A 19874-nucleotide genomic window follows, 5' to 3' on the forward strand; every position below is an offset into this window, starting at 1 on the left:
TATCAGCCTTTTTTCGCTGGCGGTGTTACGCTAATCCGCTCCATATCTGTCTGCACCGGATCCAGTTCAAAATCCAGCTGAACCAATTGTGCCTGATGCCGCTGGCCGGTAGCGGTATACCGCCATTGTTGCAGCGCATATACAGCTTCTTTGTCAAATATGCCTGTCGGGCTCGATTTAACCACGCTAACATTTTCTACTTTGCCATCAGCGCTAACGTCATATTTAAGCTGGACAAAACCGGCGATACCGTCCTTCGCGGCGGCAATGGGGTAACGCGGTTCAATGCGCATCACCGCCGTCAGTTGTTGCGTTTTGTCAGCGCCGGCCAATGCCGGCTGTTGCAGTAAAAACGTCGCCGTAATTACCAATGCCATAGCGCTAAGCACCCATGTTTTAGCAAAGCCCTGCTGGCGTTGCAGCTGCATAATACGTTGTTTCATAGTATTAAAGTCTCCGTAATGATGAGTAAGCGGCGACCAATACAATGGTGCCTGCTGTGTACTGCTTAGTAAGGCATAACCATAAGCAATTCTTTCTGCCTTACCGGCATCTTGGGTTACCAACGCATCGCAGGCGAGTTCCTGCGCATGGCGGTATTGACGATAGCCCAGCCACACCAGCGGGTTAAACCAAAACAGGCTGACAATGGCAAGCGCAAGGTAATTCAGATGTAAGTCGCCACGGCGCCAGTGTGTCAGCTCATGTTGCAAAATAAGCCGCTGTTGGGTGGCATCAAAGCGATGGAAAAAATCGTTCGGAAGCAAAATGTGCGGTGTGATTAAACCGGTGATATAAGGCCCTGCATTGCAGTTGGCCTGGCGGCAGTGCGGTGGCATGCTGTTGCCGGTTAAGGCTGCTGCACGGTTAAACTGTGCGCGGCCGCTGATATAACTCAGCAGCAAAAATCCACTACACAGTAATACGCCGGCCAACCACAACCAGAACAACCAGTTAACTGTATCTGCTGCGGCTGTCAGTTGCTGTATTCCCACCTGATAGCGCTTAATGGCGTTAGTATTGACAACCTGAGGTAGCAACGGCGTGAAAGCACTGCTCAGTAACAACAGCGGCACCGCCGCCCACAATGCATAAACGCTGCGGGCACCAATGGGTTTAAGTAACACTTTCTGCGCCAGCAATAATAACAGCAACAATAGCGATAAAGGCAGTGACAGTTGCAGCAGATAATTAGTCATTATTCTGCTCCTGCTCCCAATCAGCAATTAATTGCTTTAACTGCTGCACATCATCGGCATTGAGTTTGTTCTGGCTGGCAAACCCCGCCACCAGCGGCGCAACGCGACCGGCAAACAAGCGCTCAACAAAAGAGCGGCTTTGCTCAAGTTGGTAATCGTGTTGTGCAATTAACGGATAATACGAATACGCGCGGCCATCTTTATCAAAACCCAAAGCGCCTTTGCTCACCAAGCGGTTCAGCAGGGTTTTTACCGTTTTTTCATGCCAGTCTTTCGCGTTGCCCAGCGCCGCCACCACTTCATTGGCGGATAACGGCTGACGCTGCCACAGTACCTGCATTACGCTAAGCTCGGCATTGCTGATTTCGATCATAAGTTGCCCCATCGATTACGCCTGTAATACAACTACTATTACAGATGTAATTGATGCATGCAAGCTGCTGATTAAATTATTTTCTGCCGATGCGGCTAACTTGTTCTGCAGGGCAACAATTAAAACTCTCACCCTGAGTAAACTTTTGCCGGTACTGGCCAGGGGTTAACTCTGTGTATTGCAAAAACAATTTACGAAACGAACTGACATCTTCGTAACCCACCTGCAGCACAATTTGCTCTATCGGCGCATTAGTGGTTTCCAGCAGGCGCTTGGCCTGCTCTACCCGTAAGCGCTGCAGATAATTCAGCGGTGTATCATCCAGTGCTGCTTTAAAACGCCGCAGCAAAGTGCGCTTGGTCAGATGAAATTGCTCTGAGAGCCTCTCCAATGCAAAAGGCTGTGCCAGGTGGCTTGTCAGATGTGCCTGTACCTGTTTAATCAGGGTGTCGTTATGTTGCTGGCCGATGGATAAATCCATATAAGGCACCTGCGAGGTGCGGTTAGGATCGGTAAGCATAATTTTCGCCATCTGTCTGGCAAACTGCTCGCCGGCTAACTGCTCGGTTAACGCCAGGCATAAATTAATATAAGAGGTGGTGGCGCCGGCTGTCAGCAGATTGCCATCCTGCACCAGCAATTTATTCAGCTGTAAATGCACTGCAGGAAACAGGCTTTGAAACACGTCTTTAAAAAACCAGCTGCTGGTAGCGCTACGATGATCCAATAAACCGCTGCCGGCCAGGCTATAAGTACCGGTGCAACTGGCGGCAATTAAGCTGCCGTTTGCCGCCGCCTGGCGTAATCCCGGGTAATAGGCTGCCGACTGCGCCGCTAATGCCGCCAACTCAGTGCGCCGGTATGCATAGGCTGCAGGTAAAATCAGCGCATCGGCTTGCTGCCAGGCATGCGGTTGTACCATCAATTGCACGCCCTGCTTCAGCGTCAGCGGCCTGGCATCGGGTGACACCAGATAACAATGAAACAGCGGGGCTACCGCTTGCGGCTGTTGCAATGCCCACAGCACATTGCAGTATTCGAAATAATCCAGTAAGGCAAATAAATCGCTGCTGATACTGTTGTGATGCGCCAGAATGGCTATCTGCTTCATGTTTTATCCTGCTATGCACTTTGTCACTATCCACCTTATTTATATCAATAGTGACACTGCAAGCAACAATTGGCAAGCGCTAGACTGGCACTGCAGTATCTAATCACTTAATGCAGGAGGCAGTATGAAAAACCTAACAACCAAATGGTTGACCATTGCAGTCTGGGCCCTCAGCTGGTTGCTGATTTTCTGGATTAACTTCGCCGCTGAGTTATCGCTGATGATGCATTTTTTCGCCATACCGGTGTTATTGCTCAGTACAGCATTCGGCGTTGGCCGCTATCTGGAGCCGGCTGATAACGATAAGGCCGGTGACTGAACCCGCCGCTGCCGTTACAATAGTTGCATCAGATATAAGCGGAGCAACAAGCGATGAGCAGTTGGCAACTTGCCGGTGCCGTGTTGGCACTGGCGCTAATGTTGTATTGTTACCCGCGGGAATTGCTGACAAAACTGCGTACTGAGCCCGGTTATCAGCATTTTGTCTTCGCATCGGTGGTGGCGCTGAGTTTACTCTGGAGTGTGCAGGCCGGTATTAAAGATGGGCTTAATTTGCATTTTCTGTTGTTAACCAGCCTGGTGCTGTGCCATGGCTGGCGTATTGCAATATGGATTTGCCTGCTGCCAACCCTGATGCTGATTGGCTTTGCCAAACTGCCGTGGCAGGACGCCGGCTTATTTGCCCTCAGCGGCTTTATTTTGCCCGGGCTATTTAGCTATGGTGTGTTTTTGGCCAGTTACCGCTATTTAAGCCGGCACTTGTTTGTGTATATTTTTGTCGCCGGTTTTCTCGCCGCAGCGCTGACGATAGTACTGCAAATTGGCCTGACATCACTGTGGTTTGGCCTGGAAGGTCGTTACAGCTGGCGGGTTATTTGGGATAACTACACCCTGTTATCCCTGCTGATCTGGTTTCCCGAAGCGCTGCTCAACGGCAGTGCTGTTACCCTGATGGCCATTTACCGGCCGCACTGGCTGCGTACCTTTTATGACCGGGAATATTTAGCGCCGGATAAATAAAACAGCCCGGCATTGCCGGGCTGTTCAGAGCTAAAGCGGTATCAGACAGAGTCTGCGCTCAGCTGCGCTTCATCTTCTGTTACTGTGCGGTCTTTGCTGTGATCTTTGGCAATCAACATATATACCGACGGCAATACAAACAGCGTAAACAAGGTACCGATAGTCATACCCAGTACCAACACTATACCAATTGAATTACGCGCGCCGGCACCGGCACCGGTGGCAAATATCAGCGGGGTATGGCCGGCAATGGTTGCCAGGCTGGTCATCATAACAGGACGCAAGCGTAATACTGATGCTTCGCGGATAGCGTCCAGCTTGGCTTTGCCCTGCTCTTGCAGCTTATTGGCAAACTCCACCACCAAAATACCGTTACGGGCGATCAGGCCGATTAACGTCACCAACCCTACCTGGGAGTAAATATTTAACGTGCTGGTAAAGGCATCGGTAAAGTGCGGCATCGGCGCCGGTATTTTTAAGAAGGTAAATACCAGGGCACCAAATAATGCCATTGGTACTGAGCCTAACAAAATAACCATAGGGTCACGGAAGCTATTGTACTGCGCCGCTAACACCAGAAAAATCATCGTAATGGCTAACAGGAACGCCGGCAAAAAGGTATTACCTTCACGCTTTAACTGCCGCGACTCACCGGTATAGTCAACAGAATAATTGGCCGGCAGAATCTTCTTCGCTTCCGCTTCCAGGTATTGCAGCGTTTCATCCAGCGGTTTTATTGTCACGGCGCTGATTTTAACTGCATTAAGTTGCTGCATGCGGTTAATACTGCGCGGCACTGTGCTGTGGCTAAGGCTGGCTACTTGATCTACCCGAATCATCTCTCCGGCCGGGCCGGTAATGTATAGATCAGTTAAACTTTCCGGCGTTAACCGCTCGCTGCGTTTTACCTGAGGTATCACCTTGTAGCTTTGCCCGGCCATATTAAAACGGTTTACATAACCACCGCCTAATAAGGTACCCAGATCGTTGACTACATCGCGCATATTCAGGCCTAAATCGGCCACTTTTTCGCGGTCGATATTCAGCAGATACTCGGGTTGGTCCACCTTCATATCAATCAGCTGAAACGGAAAGGTGCCGCTTTCACGCATCACTTTTTCCAGCTGCAACGCATACTCGTATATCTCTTTTGAGTTGGCGGTGGAGGTAATAACAAACTCAACCGGAAAATTGCCGCCGCCGGGCAATGCTGCCGGCGTGATAGGCAGAATTCGTACCCCGGCAATCTGCGACAGTTTTTGCTGCACCTCCGGCATCATGTCAAATACCGTGCGCTCACGCTCATCCCAGGGCTTGGTTACCATGCCGCCAAAGCCGCCGGTGGGGAAGGTAATTTGAAAGGTAAAGTCGGTTTCTTCTACCGACATAAAGGCTTCATTTACCGCCTTACCATAGAAGGAAGACTGATCAACCGTGGAGTTGGCCGGCGAGTCGACAATACCGAAAATAACCCCCTGATCTTCGGTTGGCGCCAGCTCTTTTGGTGACATGCTGTACAACGGCACACAAAGCGCACTGATGCCAATCCAGAACACATAAACGCCGATACGGTTATTCAGGCTTTTATCCAACTGCCGGCTGTAAAAGTGCTTAAAGCGGTTAAAAATGCCATCCAACGGTGCTTTTAAGCTGCTGTGCGGCTTGAGCATTTTCGACGCCATCATCGGCGATAACGTAATCGCCACAATGGCGGAAATAGTCACGGCACCGGCCAGCGTAATGGCAAATTCACGAAATAAGGTACCGGTTAAACCACCTTGCAGGCCAATAGGCACATAAACAGACACCAGGGTAACTGTCATGGCAATAATGGGCCCGCCCAGCTCGCGTGCAGCCACTATGGCGGCTTTAAACGGCCTTAAACCATCCTGAATATGCCGCTCAATGTTTTCTACCATGACAATGGCGTCATCCACCACCAGGCCTACGCTTAACACAATGGATAATAAGGTCAGCAAGTTTAGCGAGAAGCCAAACACCTTCATAATAAACACCGCACCAATCAGTGACAGTGGAATAGCTACCAGCGGGATTAACACTGAACGGCTGAAACCGAGGAACAAAAAGATCACTATGACGATAATCAGCAAGGTTTCGGCCAGCGTTTTCAGCACATCATCAATTGCGGCCTGAATGTATTTAGTGGCATCGTAAGATACTTCACCGGTGAGACCGGAGGGTAACTCCGACTGGATCAGCGCCATCTCTTCGGTAACCGCTTTAATCACATCCAGCGAGTTTGCAGTAGGCGCCACAAACACGCCCATAAACACCGCTGTCTCGCCGGAATAGTTAACGTTAGTGTTGTAATCGTCTGCCCCCAGCTCGACATCTGCCACGTCGGACAGGCGGATAACACCGTCGGCATTCTGGCGTAACACTATGCGCTTAAATTCATCCACGGTTTTCATGTCGGTGTTGGCGCGCAAGTTCACCTGGGTATAAGCGCCGCGCGTCTGGCCAATGGCAGCCTGCACATTGTTGTCGCCCAGCGCCTGGCGCACATCTGACGCCGTTACCCCAAACGCCGCCATTTGCTCCGGCTTTAACCAAATCCGCATAGCAAAGGTGCGGCCGCCTAAAATTTCTGCTTTTTGCACCCCGGCAATGGCAATTAAACGCGGCTGCACTGAGCGGCTTAAAAACTCGGTAATCTGGTTTTGCTCCAGAATATCGGAGGAGAAACTTAAATACGCCGAGGCAAACTGGCTGTCTGCGGCTTCTACGGCAATAGACGGCAGTTCAGACTCCGGCGGTAACTCACCGCGTACCTGGTTTACCTTGGCGCTGATTTCCGTCATCGCTTTTAGCGGATCATAATTCAGCTGCAAGTGAGCAGTAACCGTCGACACCCCCATGGTGCTTTGCGATTCGATGTAATCTATGCCACCGGCTGAGGCTATAGCCCGCTCTATCGGCGTGGTAATAAAGCCGCGCACAAGTTCCGCATTCGCGCCAACATACACAGTAGTAATTTTAATCACGGCAATATCAGAGCGCGGATACTGCCGCACCGTCATATTGCTCATCGACTGAAAACCCGCCAGTAAGATCAGCAGGCTTACCACTATAGCCAATACCGGTTTTTTTATAAAAATATCGGTGAATTTCATAATTATCTCAATGCTCTACTTTTAAGCTAACCGATATCAGGCATCAGCCGGTGCAGGTGTGGTGCTGTACTTTGGTGCCGGGCTGTCTGTTTTAATCACACTTTGGCCGTTAAACAGTTTAAAGGCACCTGATGTCACCACTTCGTCGCCCGCTTTTACGCCGTCGAGGATCTCAACAAAATCGCCGCGGGATGCCCCCAAGCGCACAAACTGCTGCCTGGCCACCAAGCCTTCGCCTTCTGCCGCTTTTTCGACAATAAATACCGTGTCACCGTAAGGGGCATAAATCAGCGCTGTCGCAGGCACAACCAACACATCCGAAGGCTGCGCTAACGTCACTTTCACCGCAACCGCCATACCGGGCACCAACGCATTATCTTTGTTAGCTAACACCGACTGCACAATAGCATTGCGACTGGCACTGTTAAGCTCAGGCGCAACGGCCGTAACCTCACCTTGCAGCACCACAGCGGCGTCATTAATGCTGACGCTAACCGGCAGGCCGATGCGTATTTGCTTCAGCTTATGCTGTGGTACCGGAAAGTTAACCCTTACGGCATTACTGGCTTGCAGCGATACAACCTCTGAGCCGGGCTGTAAATCGGCGCCCACATCCACCACCCGAATGCCCAACCGGCCGGAAAACGGCGCACGCAACACTTTTTTCTCTAAGGTAGAGCGCAAACTATCCACATCGGCCTGCGCAGAATCCAGTTGTTGTTTACTGCCATCCATCTCGCTTTGGGTGGCAATTTTATCGCGGCGCAGCTCCAGCAAACGATTATAGTTTTGTTGCGCCAACGTCAGTCTTGCCAATGCGGCTCTGAGCTGAGCCTGCTCGTTGCCGGACTCTTGCTCCAGCAGTACAGTGCCAGCCTCAACGTAAGCGCCATTTTTAAAGCTGATTTTCTTCACCTTGCCGGACACTTCGGCAGAAATCATTACCCCTTCGTCTGCCAATACCGTGCCGGTAGCCGAAAAATGATTGCTCCAGCTTTGCCGCTCTACTGCGGTGACACTAACCGACTCCGGTGGCGGCACAAATTGCTCACCCGACTCAATCATCATCATAATTTGATTAGCCTTTACACCGGCCAGTACAGCAAACACCACAAGCAGCAGTACAACAGCGATAAAAAAAGCTTTGATTTTATTCATAAATTCAACCAGATAGTACCTAATAGACAAGGGTGTTTGCATTAATACAGCGCTAATGCGTAACAAGATCAGCACAATAATAGCGGCCGCTATTCTACAACAAGATAACGATAAGATTATGACGAAAAATGTAACAAATAAAGCAGGCGCAGCGCAGCACGCCTGCTATTTTTCTCACAGAACAATAATCAGCAAACCAATAACCATAAACACAGCACAGGCGCAGTATCGGGCGATATTTAACGGTATGCGCTGCATCAACCAACTGCCGGCATACACTACCGGCACATTTGCCGCCAACATGCCCAAAGTGGTACCCCAAATGACCCACCAGACGGCATCGTTAAAGCTGGCCGCCAGCAACACGGTGGCAATCTGGGTTTTATCGCCAATTTCAGCCAGGAAAAACAAGATACAACTGGCGGCAAAGGCACCATAGCGCAATACGCCGGTGTCTTCGCTGTCGTCTTTATCCGGAATAAGCAACCACAGCGCAACCGCGATAAAACTGCCGCCCAGCAACCAGTTATGCCAGTTGGCCGGAATAAACTGCGCTACCCAAACACCCAGCCAGGCTGACGCAGCATGATTAAGTAAAGTTGCGACTAAGATACCGGCAATAATAGCGCCTTTGGCACGAAACCGGGCGGCGAGAAATAACGACAATAACTGAGTTTTATCGCCGATTTCGGCAATAGCAACAGCAGTAAACGAGGAGAATAAGGCTTCCATCTACAACACCTTAGCGGGAATAACTATAAGACACAGCACCGGCTCCCGCAGTGGGCCGGTATTGTGTCTTAAGTCTCATCAATTCAGCAGGCGCTGAACGCTAAGGCCATGTGCAGGTGGCACAAGTATGTTGACCATAGCGCTGCGGTGTAACACAGCAGCAGATTACTCCCTTAAGGACGCGCGCATTCTAATCAGTCTGCCCACTGCTGTAAAGCGCTAATCAGCAGGTCGCACATGACGCGGTTTGCTCACATCAACACGCCATAAATCATCCATGAGGCTCGATTCCGGCCATCCATGGCCTCCAACGGTTGATTTAGAGCAAACCGGTCATGCTTAATCAGGACAGAGCTATCCTCAGGCCCAGACTTTATCGGCCCAACGTTTGGCATGGCCGCGCCAGTTAGCCCAGCCGGCGGTCAGGTTAACCAGGCCCCAGTAGGTTAGCGGCACCAGCACCAAACTGGTTAAGGTAGAAAACAGCAAGCCACCGATAATGGCAATTGCCATTGGCGCATAACTTGGGCCGTCGCCACCAATTTGCGTACCGCCCAGCGCCAGTGGCAGTAAGCCCAGCACTGTGGTGGATACCGTCATCAGTATTGGCCGTAAGCGCGACTCACTGGCATGAATAATCAGCTCTCGCAGTGACGCCTCCGGCTGCTCCTGCCGGTCCTGGTTTATCCGGTCTACCAATACTATGCCGTTGTTTACCACTATGCCCATCAGTACCAGCATGCCTATCATGCCCATAATACCCATGGTGGTGCCGGTAAACAGGAAGGTCCAGAACACCCCCACCAGCGAAAACAACAATGAGCCAATTACTGCCGTAGGTAACAGCAGGGATTCAAATAAGGCGGCCATCACGATATAAATCATTGCCACCGCCAGCAACATATTCACCAGCATCACCTGTTGCGACTCGTCCTGACTTTGGAAACTGCCCTGAAACGACCAACGATACCCGGCAGGTAGCGCTAACTGATCCATCACCTTTTTGATGTCTTCGCGTGCGGTATCCATTTTGTAGTCTTTAGCCAGGTTCATCCGGATAGCAATACCGGTTTGGCGGTCAAAGCGGCGGATCTGATCCAGCCTGGGGGCAAACGTCAGCTTCGCCAATTGCTCCAGGCTTATTACCACACCATCTTTATTTAAAATCGGCAACGCCGACAGCTCTGCCAGCGAATGGCTGACTTTTTCATCGTACAGCACCCGCATTAACAGCTCGCCCTGCTCCTGGCTGCGGTAGGTACGCAAATTAGTACCGCGCAGTGCCAACGCTACCGCACCGGCGACCTGCTGCGCGGTTAAGCCATGGCGCTGCAGTTGCTCTAACTGCAGCGTTATTTGCAGCTCCTGCTGGCCCAACGCAATTTCCGAGCTGACATCTTCCAGCCCGGTAACGGCCGCTAACATCGGCTCTATATCGCCCGCCAGTTCAAGCAATACTTCGGTGGAGCTGCCCAGCAGATGCACCTGCATACCACCATTGTTGCCCCACCCAAAGGACGGCTTCGAGCGCACCAGCGGCGGCCAGTCTTTGCGAATCGCCTCTTTTAACCCGGCCATCGGCTGACTAAGCTGCGGTTTTAAAATAATGATAGAAATGGCATGCCCGGAGCGGTAATAGCTGTACACCGACTCAATATCAAACTTGTCTTTGTTGGCATACAGATAGGTTTCCATGGTGCTGACTTCCGCTTCCACTTCTGCCAGCGCATAATTGCCCTGCACGTTGTAATTTAAAAAGATGCGGTCGCTATCTTCATTGTCTTCATCGCCGCCTGATACACCGCCCATAGGAATGGCAATACTGAGTAGCAGCACTATGGCAAAAAATGCCGACCAGCGCGGGTGGTACATCACCCAACTGAGCACCTTACGATAGCCGCGTTCAAAAGCGCCGGCCTGATGCTCTTTTTGTGCCTGCATATTTAACCGCGTGGTTAACAGTGGGATCAAGGTTAGCGCCATCAGTAAACTGACCGCCAAACACAAACAGATAGCAATGGCCACATGTTCTAAAAAGATGGTCAACTCCATTTTCTGACCGACAATATTAGGCAAAAACACAATAGCCGTAGTGGCAGTACCGGCTACCACAGCCAGGCTGACACGGCGCACGCCGCGTGCAGTGGCGGTTTTTACATCGCCGCCCAGTGAGCGCTCACGAAAGATGCTTTCGGTTACCACCACAGCGTTATCCACCAGCATACCTATGGCCAGCATCAGGCCCATCATGCTTAAAATATTCAGGCTGTAACCAAAGAAATACATCACGCCAAGCGCAATACAAATCGACACCGGCACCGCCAGCACCACCACCATGGTAGTACCGATATGGCGTAAAAACAGATACAGCACGGCAAAAGATAACAAGGCGCCAATACCGCCGGCACTGAGTAAGTCTGCCAGCGAGGTGGTTACGCCATCGGCCGTATCATCCATAATGTATAAACTGATACCGTTAAACGCCGGATCTTTATCTGCCGCTTCTACTACCGCCAGCGCCGCACGGGCAACCTCGACCAGGTTAGCGCCGGACTCTTTAAACACGTTCATGCCCACGGCATAGGTTTGATCCAGATGGCGGCCATCCTCGCGCTCCGGCAGCTCCAGTTGCACCGTGGCTACCTCACGCAGGCTCAAGCCCGGCCGCAGTGGTAACGAGGCGATTTCTTCCAACTGCTGATATTCGCCCACCGGCTTAATCAGTATGCTGTTTTCGCTGTTACGCAGCTCGCCGGCCGTCATGGCAAAGTTATTACTTTGCAAGGTACGCACTATGCTTTGCGCATCAATATTTAACGCGCGCATCTTGTCCGGGTTCAGCCGGATAATCACCTGGCGTTTTTCCACACCGTACAGTTCAACCTTAGACACGCCCTGCACCCGCTCCAGCGGGCGTTTTATTTGTCGCTCCAGCAAATCATAGGCCATGGCCAGGTCGCGTTCACTGGAAATACGCAGCTGAAAAATCGGCATATCGTTGGTATTAAACTGAAACACCAGTACCCGTTCAACATCGTCCGGCAACAAATGGCGGATGCTGTCCAGCCGCTCGCGCACTTCAATGCTTTTACTGTTAATGTTTTCTTCCCAGTTAAACTCCAGCGACACTTCAGCGCTGTTTTCATTTGACCAGGAGCGCATTTCCTTTACCCCGGTTACCGTGGCCAGCGCTTCTTCCACCGGCCGCGTTATAAGCCGCTCAATCTCGGTTGGCGTGGCATTGTTGTACGGCACATTGATAAAAATCTGCGGTATATCAATGCCCGGGAACTTCTCCAGTGGCAGCATGCGGCTGGCGATAATGCCAAATACCAGCATCGACAAAAACAGCATGCAAATAGTGACCGGCCGTGTCAGCGCCAGCCGTGTCAGCCACAACGGTTGCTGATTCATACTGTCGCCTCCGCTGCGTGCACTTTTACGGCCTCGTCACGGCTGACCAGCGCATACAGCACCGGAATAAACAACAATGTCAGCATCGTCGCCAGCGCCAGGCCAAAGATCACGGTAATGGCCATAGGCGCGCGAATTTCGCTGCCATCACCGGTACCCAGTGCCATCGGCAACAGGCCCAATATGGTGGTTAAAGTGGTCATTAATACCGGCCGCAAACGGCTGGCACCGGCTTCAATAATCGCCTGCGTCAGCGTTACACCCTCTGCACGCAGTTGATTAATGCGGTCAATCAATACAATGGCGTTATTCACCACTATACCGGCCAGCATAATCAAACCGATAAACACAATGACCGATAACCTCGTGTCGGTAAGCCACAGGCCCAAAATGGCGCCGGCGCCGGCCAGTGGCACTGTAAACAGAATAAGCAGCGGTTGCAGCAGGTTTTCAAACTGCGACGCCATAACTAAATACACCAGAAACACCGCCAGCAATAACGCCATGGTCAAGGAGGTATAAGCGCGCTGCATCTCTTCGCTTTGGCCCACTACTGCTGCCGTTACACCATATGGCAGGCTTTGCGCTGCTACTATAGCCGTGGCGCTTTGTGTTGCCTGTTCTAAATCGCCAAAGGCCAGGTTAGCGCTAACCACAGCTACACGCTGCTGGCCAATGCGGGTAATTTCACTGGGGCCGGTTTCGCGTTTTATTTCAGCTACTGCCGACAGCGGCAACGGTTTATCACTGCCCGGGTTAATGATCAGCTGCGCCAGCTGCTGCTCAGTCTGACGATACTGCTCGGCTAACCGCACGCGGATATCCACTTTACGATCGTTCACCGAGTACTGCCCGGCCAGCTCACCGCCGACATAGGCCGCCACCCGTTTGGCGACATCATGCGAGTTCATCCCCAGCTGGGATAACAGACCATGGTTAAAATACAACGTGATCTCAGGCTGGCCCGGCCGCAGGCTGGTTTTAACATCGGTAAAACGGCCGTCCGCTTCCAGTGCCGCCACCAGGTTATCAGCGGCGCTTTTCAGTTGTGGCAGCTCATAGCCCGACAGTTCCACTTCCAATGGTGTAGAGAAACTAAACAGCTGTGGCCGGTCAATTTTCACCGTAATATCCGGCTGCTGCGCCAAATAATCACGCAGCGTAGCAACCACCACTTGCTCCTGCTCAGTGCTGCTGCCCGGCTGCAAGACAATATTCAGCCGGCCCCAGTGGCTGCCACCAATGCCCGGGTCTACTGTCATCTGCGCGCCGGTACCGGCCTGGGCATAACTGCGTTTTACCACGCTTTGTTCGCCGGCGATGACTGCCAGCTGCTTGAGTACTTTATCGGTTTGCTCAATGGCACTGCCTACCGGTAACTGCACTTCAACATAGAACTCGCCCTGGCTCATGGCGGGTATCACATCTGCGCCCAGCCGCGGTAACAACGCAAAGCACAATCCGGCTGCCAACAGCGTTACAGCAATGGTCAGGCCTTTTAACTGCAGCGCAGCGGCCAGAGCACGGCGATAGATGGCTTCGAGCCCGGTTAACAGCCATTGTACAGCTATCAGCAAAGGTTTAAACAGCAGCGCTAAGCTGCGGCTGATCAAACGAAACAGCAGCGTTAAGGCGGTAACCAGCAGCAACAGCAGGCCGCGTAAAGCCTTCCCCAGCATCCGCAGTGGCCAGGTTGGCCAGTAATACCAGCGACGTATTTCAACTGCATTACTTTGCGAAACCGCAGCTTCAGCGTTAGTTTTAGCGCTGCGCTCACGCGCCGCCATGGTAGGAATAAGAGTTAACGCCACCACTAAGGAAGCCAACAACGCGAAAGTTACCGTTAAGGCCTGGTCGCGAAACAGCTGGCCGGCAATACCTTCGACAAACACCAGCGGAAAAAACACCGCTACCGTGGTTAAAGTAGATGCGGTAATCGCCATCGCTACTTCACTGGTACCGGCTTTTGCCGCCTCAAAGGCACCTTTGCCCTGCTCTTTATGCCTGGCAATGTTTTCCAGCACCACTATGGCGTTATCCACCAACAAGCCCACTGCCAGTGCGATACCACCGAGGCTCATCATATTCAGCGTAATACCCTGACCGTACATCAAATTAAAGGTGGCGATAACCGACACGGGGATCGATACCGAGATGATCAGCGTGGCCCAAACATTGCGCAAAAACAGATACAGCACAAGCATCGCCAGTAAACCGCCGATAACAGCGGCAGATTTTACTTCGTCTATGGCTTGCTTGATAAATTCTGACTGGTCATACACCAGGGTTAAACGGTAACCAGCCGGTAAGGCTTTTTCCAATTGCGGCAGTTGCGCCAACAGGGTTTTCGCTACCTGTACTGTATTGGCATCGCCTTCTTTATAAATGGCGACTTCTATTGCTTCTTTGCCGTCAACATAGGTAATACTTTGCCGGTCGACAAAGCTGTCGCGTACTTCGGCAATATCTTTTAACCGCACCTGGCTGTTATTAACCTGAGCGACATACAGGTTTTCAATCTGGCGTAAATCGGCAAACTGGTTAATGGTGCGCACTAAGTAATCATAGGCAGGTGTTTCCAACCGGCCGCCGGCCTGATTCAGGTTTTCTTCGCGTAAGCGGTTGGTAATTTGGCTGATGTCCAACTGCAGCTGGCTGAGCTTTTGCGGGTCGACCAGAATTTGGATCTCCTGGCTTAAGCCACCATCGGGCCGCACGGCTGCCACGCCGGGTAAGGATTCCAGTGCACGGCGTAAATCTTCCTCGGCAAAGGTACGCAAGCTAACCAGCTGCGCCGGGTTTAAGGCTTCGCCGGCATTTTCACGGCTTAATGCCAGGCGCACTATCGGGTCGAGGTTGGGGTTAAAGCGCAGCAGCAGTGGTTTGTCTATTTCCAGCGGCAGTAACAACACATCCAGCTTTTCGCGCACTTCCAGCGCGGCCAGATCCATATCTGTGCCCCATTCAAATTCCATTACCACATCAGAGCGGCCGGAACGCGATACCGATTGTACCTTGCGCACACCTTTAACAATGCCGACTGCTTCTTCAATAGGTTTACTAACCAGTTGTTCCACTTCGGCCGGGGCGGCACCGATAAACTCAGTACGCACGGTTAACGACGGATAAGATAAGTCCGGCAGCAAGTTCACGGCGAGGCGGCCGGCGGCCACCAGACCAAAAAGTAAAATACCCAGTGTAAACATCCAGATGGTAACGGGGCGGGTTACGGCAGTATCTACCAGCTTCATAGCGTCATGTCCTGTGAGCGTAGTTTATTGTTTTTGTTGTTTAATTAAATCACTTAACTAAGAACCGGTTTAGACGATCAGAACTCTCTTACGGTAACCACATTCACCAGCGCCTCATCTTTCAGCGCTGACTGGCCGGCAATGACCACCTGGTCGCCCTGCTCCAGGCCTGATAAAATCTCTACTGCGCTGTCAGACTGATAACCTGAATGCACCTGCTTGCGGCTTACTTTATTGTCGCTGCTGATCACAAACACGGTTTGCGTATTGTCGGTAGTCATCAGTGCGCGCTTGGGCAGTAACAAGGCATCAGTTTTTACATCAAACTGCAACTGCACCTGAGCAAACATACCGGGTTTTAACTGCTGGCCGGTGTTGGCCACTTTTAACACGGCACGCACGGTACCGGATGACGCATCTACTACCGGAGAAATACGGATCAACTCTGCGTTAAACGGTGTCATGCCGGCAAACTGTAATACCGCGTTTTGGCCAACCCGTGCTTGCGCCAGTTGCTGCTCCGGTAAATGCACTACGGCCTCTAACTGCTGATTCGACACCACATGAAATAACGACTGCGTAGCATGCTGATTAACCAGCTGGCCTACTTTGGCATAACGGCGCGAAATAACACCGCTGATCGGTGCGCGAATGTCGGTTTCTCTTAAGGCCAGTTCGGCCATATTTACCGTGGCTTGCAGCGCATCATATTGCCATTGCAGTTTTTCAAACACATCGGCACTGATCAGTTTGCGCTGATACATTTCTTCCATGCGCTTTAACTCGCTGCCAAGGCGGCTTAATTCGGCTTTTTCTTTGTTCAGGCTGTATTGCTGGCGTTCATTATCTAACTGCGCCAACAACTGGCCGGCTTCTACTTTATCGCCCTCTTCCACCAAAATGTGCTGCACTATGCCGGTAGCTTTGCTGATCACTTCTGCTTCAGCCCGGGCTTCCAGGGTGGCGGTGGTGTGGTAACTGCTGCTGATCTCGCCACGCCGTGCCAGGGCGGCTTCAACCGGAATCGCCACTATTGCTTCGGCTTCGGTAGCATTGGTTGAGCTGTTAGCCTGGTTACAGCCGGTTAATAACGCACTGGCCAGCATCACAGCAGCAGCGGTAAGTTTAAAATGGTGTGAAGTTTTCATTATTCATCCTTTGGAAAACAAAAAACTGAGCAAGTTAAGATTGCTAATGCAGCAGCCGTGCCAGCCGTGATTATCGCTAATTCATTAATAATTTCAACTACATAAAATAAATTCATTTTTATATTCGCTTAGTCTGCCAATTAAATTTGGTCAAAATCACTAACTATTAGTCGTTTAAATCATTATCAGGCTGATAACATTTACATTTGCTACCGGGACCAAGCCACAAATAATTGCGGGCTGGAGCATGTACTCTAAGGTCTGACCTGTTTATACTGCCGTCTTTTTACATTCAACAGGGTATGTATATATGATTAGAAAAACCGCCGTTTCCTTAGCCGTTATCTCCGCGCTTGTCAGTGTGCCGGCGCACGCTGAAGGCTATAAATTGTTTGAACAATCGGTCAGCAGCATGGGTAATGCTTACGCCGGCCGTGGCGCGCAAATTACCGACGCCAGTCTGGTGTACTCCAACCCTGCGGCCCTTACCCAACTGGACGGTGCGCAGTTATCCGGAGGCTTAAACCTGATCAGCGCTAAAACCAATTACCGCAATGCCAGCGCACAAAGCGCTAACGGCCAGTCTGTAGTTGGTCGTACTGACGGCGCAAATAGTTTGAACGAACTGGTACCTTTTGTGTTTTACAGCGACAAAGTGTCAGAACAATTAAGCTGGGGTATCGGTTTTTATGTGCCCTTTGGTTTGTCATCTGATTACGACGACGACTTTGTCGGCCGCTATTTTGCCGATGAAACCGCCGTACAGGTATTAAGCCTGCAACCTGCCATCGGTTATAAACTGAATGAGCAATGGTCGGTTGGTGCCGGTATTTCCATCAACCGCGCTGAAGGTACCTTATCTAAATTTAAAGATCACAGCGGTTTATGTGAACTGGGTGAAGCCACCACCAATGCCATGTTTGGTATGCCGGTGTATAACGATGCGTACTGCAACAGCCACTACGAAGTGGAAGGCGACGATATTGCTTTTGGTTACACCTTGGGCATTCATGGTGAACCGGTAAAAGGCACACGGTTAGCCTTAACCTGGCACTCAGCGGTGCGCTATACATTAAAAGGTGATTCAGTGATCACCAATACGCCGATTACCGGTGCCAACGTGGTTGGCAATCCAAACTTTGCTGTAGTTGCGCCTAACCTGCCGGCGATTGATCTGAGCACCGGTAAACTGGCTGCCAACAGCCGTTTGACCGAAAGCAGCCAGCTTAACCTGACTACACCGGCCAGCGCTGCCTTTAGCCTGGATCAGCAGGTTACCGAAGCGTTATCTTTACAGTTCAGCGCCGCCTGGACCCAGTGGAGCGAGTTTCAGAGCATTGATATTGTCAGCACCGATGCCAACCCAAGCATTTCTTTAAATACGCAATTGCCACCAAACCTGAACAGTGAAGGCTACATTGGTTATATTCCGGAATACTGGCAAAACAGCTGGTCGTTCGCAGTTGGTGCTACCTATGTCTACCAAGCCGATGTAACGTTAAAAGCCGGTGTCGCTTATGATGAAAACCCGATTGGCCAAAGCCATAAAACCGCCCGCATCCCCACCGATGACCGCGTATGGCTAACGGTTGGTGCCAACTGGCAACTTGCTGATAACCTGAGCCTGGACTTTGCTTACGGTTACCTGTTTACCGGCGATGTTAACGTAAATGAGCGTGAGTACAATGTGCAGGACCAAGCCTTGTATAACAGCGGCTACCAGGCTGATTACAGCAATAAAGGCCAGCTGTTTGCTATTCAGGCTAATTACAGCTTCTAAACCTGACTGGTTATAAAAAGTAAAAAGGCGATCATCTGATCGCCTTTTTTGTTGTTAAGCAGCCGGCTTAATGCACCAGCTTTAACTTATAACCGGATGGCGCAGCAGCATCTTGCTCGGCCAGCAGAGAATAATGCTCACCGGGCGATAGCATCATGCTGTCGGTTTTATCCAGCAACGTGGTGCTGCCGTTTTCGGCCACATGCACCAGCGCTATAGCGTAATAATCTTTTGCCAGGCTGATGTATTGCTGCTTTTTAAACTCCAGGTTTTTAATGTGGTGTTTAGCATTGGCAATGGTTTCATTCTGGCGCACAAAATACACCTGCAACTTTTCAAAATCCGGCACCAGGTTGGCTACGCTGACATCATGAGTTTGCAGTTGCGGGCTGTCTTTTTCCGTTACGCTCAGCGCTTCGGTATTGGCATCAGCGTCGTTGTACAGTAGCACCGTTTTACTCTCGCCCGCCGCCAGGCTAAGCAACGCACTGTTTAATAACAATGCATCGGCGCCATCGCGTGCAGACACACTGTAATCGCCTTTTTCTGCGGTAATATAATCACTTAACTGACCCGCAGCCAGACTGGCAACGGCATTGTTATCCAGTGCCACCTCTAACGGCTGTGCCAGGCTGTTATAAACCCGGAATTGCGCACCGGCATCAACATGGTTATACGCCAGTACACTGGATGAATTCAGCACCAAATCTACTGACAATTGATCTGCTAAAGGGCCATGCTTGTCACGAATAACCAACACATAGCTGTTCTCATAAGCAAAGTTTACCGCCTCAGCCATAAATAACGGGGTGGTTGCGCCGCCCAAGGTAAGGAAGATATTAAACTTGCCGGTGTCTTTGGTTACTACAGCACTGATTTCATGCCGGCTTAATGAGTCAACTAATTCCGCATCAGCAAAGGGCTTATTTTCAGCAGCAAAATGCACATCTAACTGCGGATACTGATCGGATAAATTCACCAAATACAGGTTAAATTGCTTATCCAGCTCCTGATCGCGCTTAAAGCTCAGGCTTAAATAGTCGTACTGCTCATCAGTTTGCGTTAACAGCAACAATGTTTTATCACCTTTGCTCAGGGTTATTTCATCACTAAGCAGCTCACTGTTGCTGGCCACATCGCTCAGCTCTACAGTGTAAGTATCCGGTTTAAAAGCAGTAAGGGTGCTGACATCACCAAAGGTTGCCGTGCCGGCATTAGTGTCACCGGCTTTAAGTAAGGTGTTCGCCGATACTGCAGCACCGTTATAAAACTGAATGTAGCTGTCTGCAGTAGCATCGTCATTGCTGCTACTGCCACCACAGCCGGCCAGGCCAAATACGGTGGCTAAGGCCAGCAGCGATACGGAATAAACTGATTTCATGTGATCCTTCCTGAGGGTAGTGTAATACCGGCTCAGGGTAAGGATTTACCATGCAGAACACCATGGCGCTTTACCATTCAAAACAGTTGGTTACGCTTAGTTACAAATGCCGGCATTTTTATAGCCCACCCTGGCACGTGCACCGCAATTGCCGCAACAAACAAACGCGCAGA

Annotated in this window: 13 protein-coding genes; 3 read left to right on the forward strand and 10 right to left on the reverse strand. The window is 51.0% G+C overall.

The window, feature by feature from the left end:
• Positions 1–2: 2 nt before the first annotated feature.
• From Q8O77_RS02705 to Q8O77_RS02715, 3 genes are all read right to left on the reverse strand, one after another.
• Positions 3–1199: a M56 family metallopeptidase gene (locus Q8O77_RS02705; protein ID WP_305551328.1), complete on the reverse strand. Its 1197-nt coding sequence runs from the start codon at positions 1197–1199 to the stop codon at positions 3–5.
• Complete coding sequence (locus Q8O77_RS02710) at positions 1192–1584, reverse strand: BlaI/MecI/CopY family transcriptional regulator (RefSeq protein WP_305551329.1); 393 nt, start codon at positions 1582–1584, stop codon at positions 1192–1194. The genes Q8O77_RS02705 and Q8O77_RS02710 overlap by 8 nt, the downstream gene beginning before the upstream one ends.
• Positions 1585–1648: 64 nt before the next feature.
• A complete protein-coding gene (locus Q8O77_RS02715) occupies positions 1649–2683 on the reverse strand; it encodes a GlxA family transcriptional regulator (RefSeq protein ID WP_305551330.1) in 1035 nt (344 codons plus the stop codon).
• A 124-nt stretch (positions 2684–2807) separates the two neighbouring features.
• Here Q8O77_RS02715 and Q8O77_RS02720 point away from each other — a divergent pair, with 124 nt between their 5' ends.
• Positions 2808–3002, forward strand: coding sequence for a hypothetical protein (locus tag Q8O77_RS02720; protein ID WP_305551331.1), 195 nt, complete (start codon positions 2808–2810; stop codon positions 3000–3002).
• A gap of 53 nt (positions 3003–3055) precedes the next feature.
• Positions 3056–3703, forward strand: coding sequence for an energy-coupling factor ABC transporter permease (locus Q8O77_RS02725; RefSeq protein ID WP_305551332.1), 648 nt, complete (start codon positions 3056–3058; stop codon positions 3701–3703).
• 41 nt (positions 3704–3744) lie between these two features.
• Here Q8O77_RS02725 and Q8O77_RS02730 read toward each other — a convergent pair whose 3' ends face one another.
• The 6 genes from Q8O77_RS02730 to Q8O77_RS02755 form a co-directional block, all read right to left on the reverse strand.
• Entirely contained in the window at positions 3745–6837 is a 3093-nt protein-coding gene (locus tag Q8O77_RS02730) for an efflux RND transporter permease subunit (RefSeq protein ID WP_305551333.1), read from the reverse strand.
• 36 nt (positions 6838–6873) lie between these two features.
• Positions 6874–7995, reverse strand: a complete 1122-nt coding sequence (locus Q8O77_RS02735; protein WP_305551334.1) for an efflux RND transporter periplasmic adaptor subunit — start codon at positions 7993–7995, stop codon at positions 6874–6876.
• A gap of 174 nt (positions 7996–8169) precedes the next feature.
• Positions 8170–8727, reverse strand: a complete 558-nt coding sequence (locus tag Q8O77_RS02740) for a TMEM165/GDT1 family protein (RefSeq protein ID WP_305551335.1) — start codon at positions 8725–8727, stop codon at positions 8170–8172.
• A gap of 360 nt (positions 8728–9087) precedes the next feature.
• Positions 9088–12141, reverse strand: a complete 3054-nt coding sequence (locus Q8O77_RS02745; protein WP_305551336.1) for an efflux RND transporter permease subunit — start codon at positions 12139–12141, stop codon at positions 9088–9090.
• On the reverse strand, positions 12138–15392 hold the full coding sequence (locus tag Q8O77_RS02750; protein ID WP_305551337.1) for an efflux RND transporter permease subunit: 3255 nt from the start codon (positions 15390–15392) through the stop codon (positions 12138–12140). The genes Q8O77_RS02745 and Q8O77_RS02750 overlap by 4 nt, the downstream gene beginning before the upstream one ends.
• 77 nt (positions 15393–15469) lie before the next feature.
• Entirely contained in the window at positions 15470–16540 is a 1071-nt protein-coding gene (locus Q8O77_RS02755) for an efflux RND transporter periplasmic adaptor subunit (RefSeq protein WP_305551338.1), read from the reverse strand.
• A 310-nt stretch (positions 16541–16850) separates the two neighbouring features.
• Between Q8O77_RS02755 and Q8O77_RS02760 the strand changes: the two genes are divergently transcribed.
• Positions 16851–18320, forward strand: a complete 1470-nt coding sequence (locus Q8O77_RS02760; RefSeq protein ID WP_305551339.1) for an OmpP1/FadL family transporter — start codon at positions 16851–16853, stop codon at positions 18318–18320.
• Positions 18321–18387: 67 nt separating this feature from the next.
• On the opposite strand, the gene Q8O77_RS02765 is transcribed toward Q8O77_RS02760, so the two are convergent.
• On the reverse strand, positions 18388–19701 hold the full coding sequence (locus tag Q8O77_RS02765) for a DUF4397 domain-containing protein (protein WP_305551340.1): 1314 nt from the start codon (positions 19699–19701) through the stop codon (positions 18388–18390).
• Between the last annotated feature and the right edge of the window lie 173 nt (positions 19702–19874).

The organism is Rheinheimera sp., assembly GCF_030690345.1.
GTDB lineage: Bacteria > Pseudomonadota > Gammaproteobacteria > Enterobacterales > Alteromonadaceae > Alishewanella.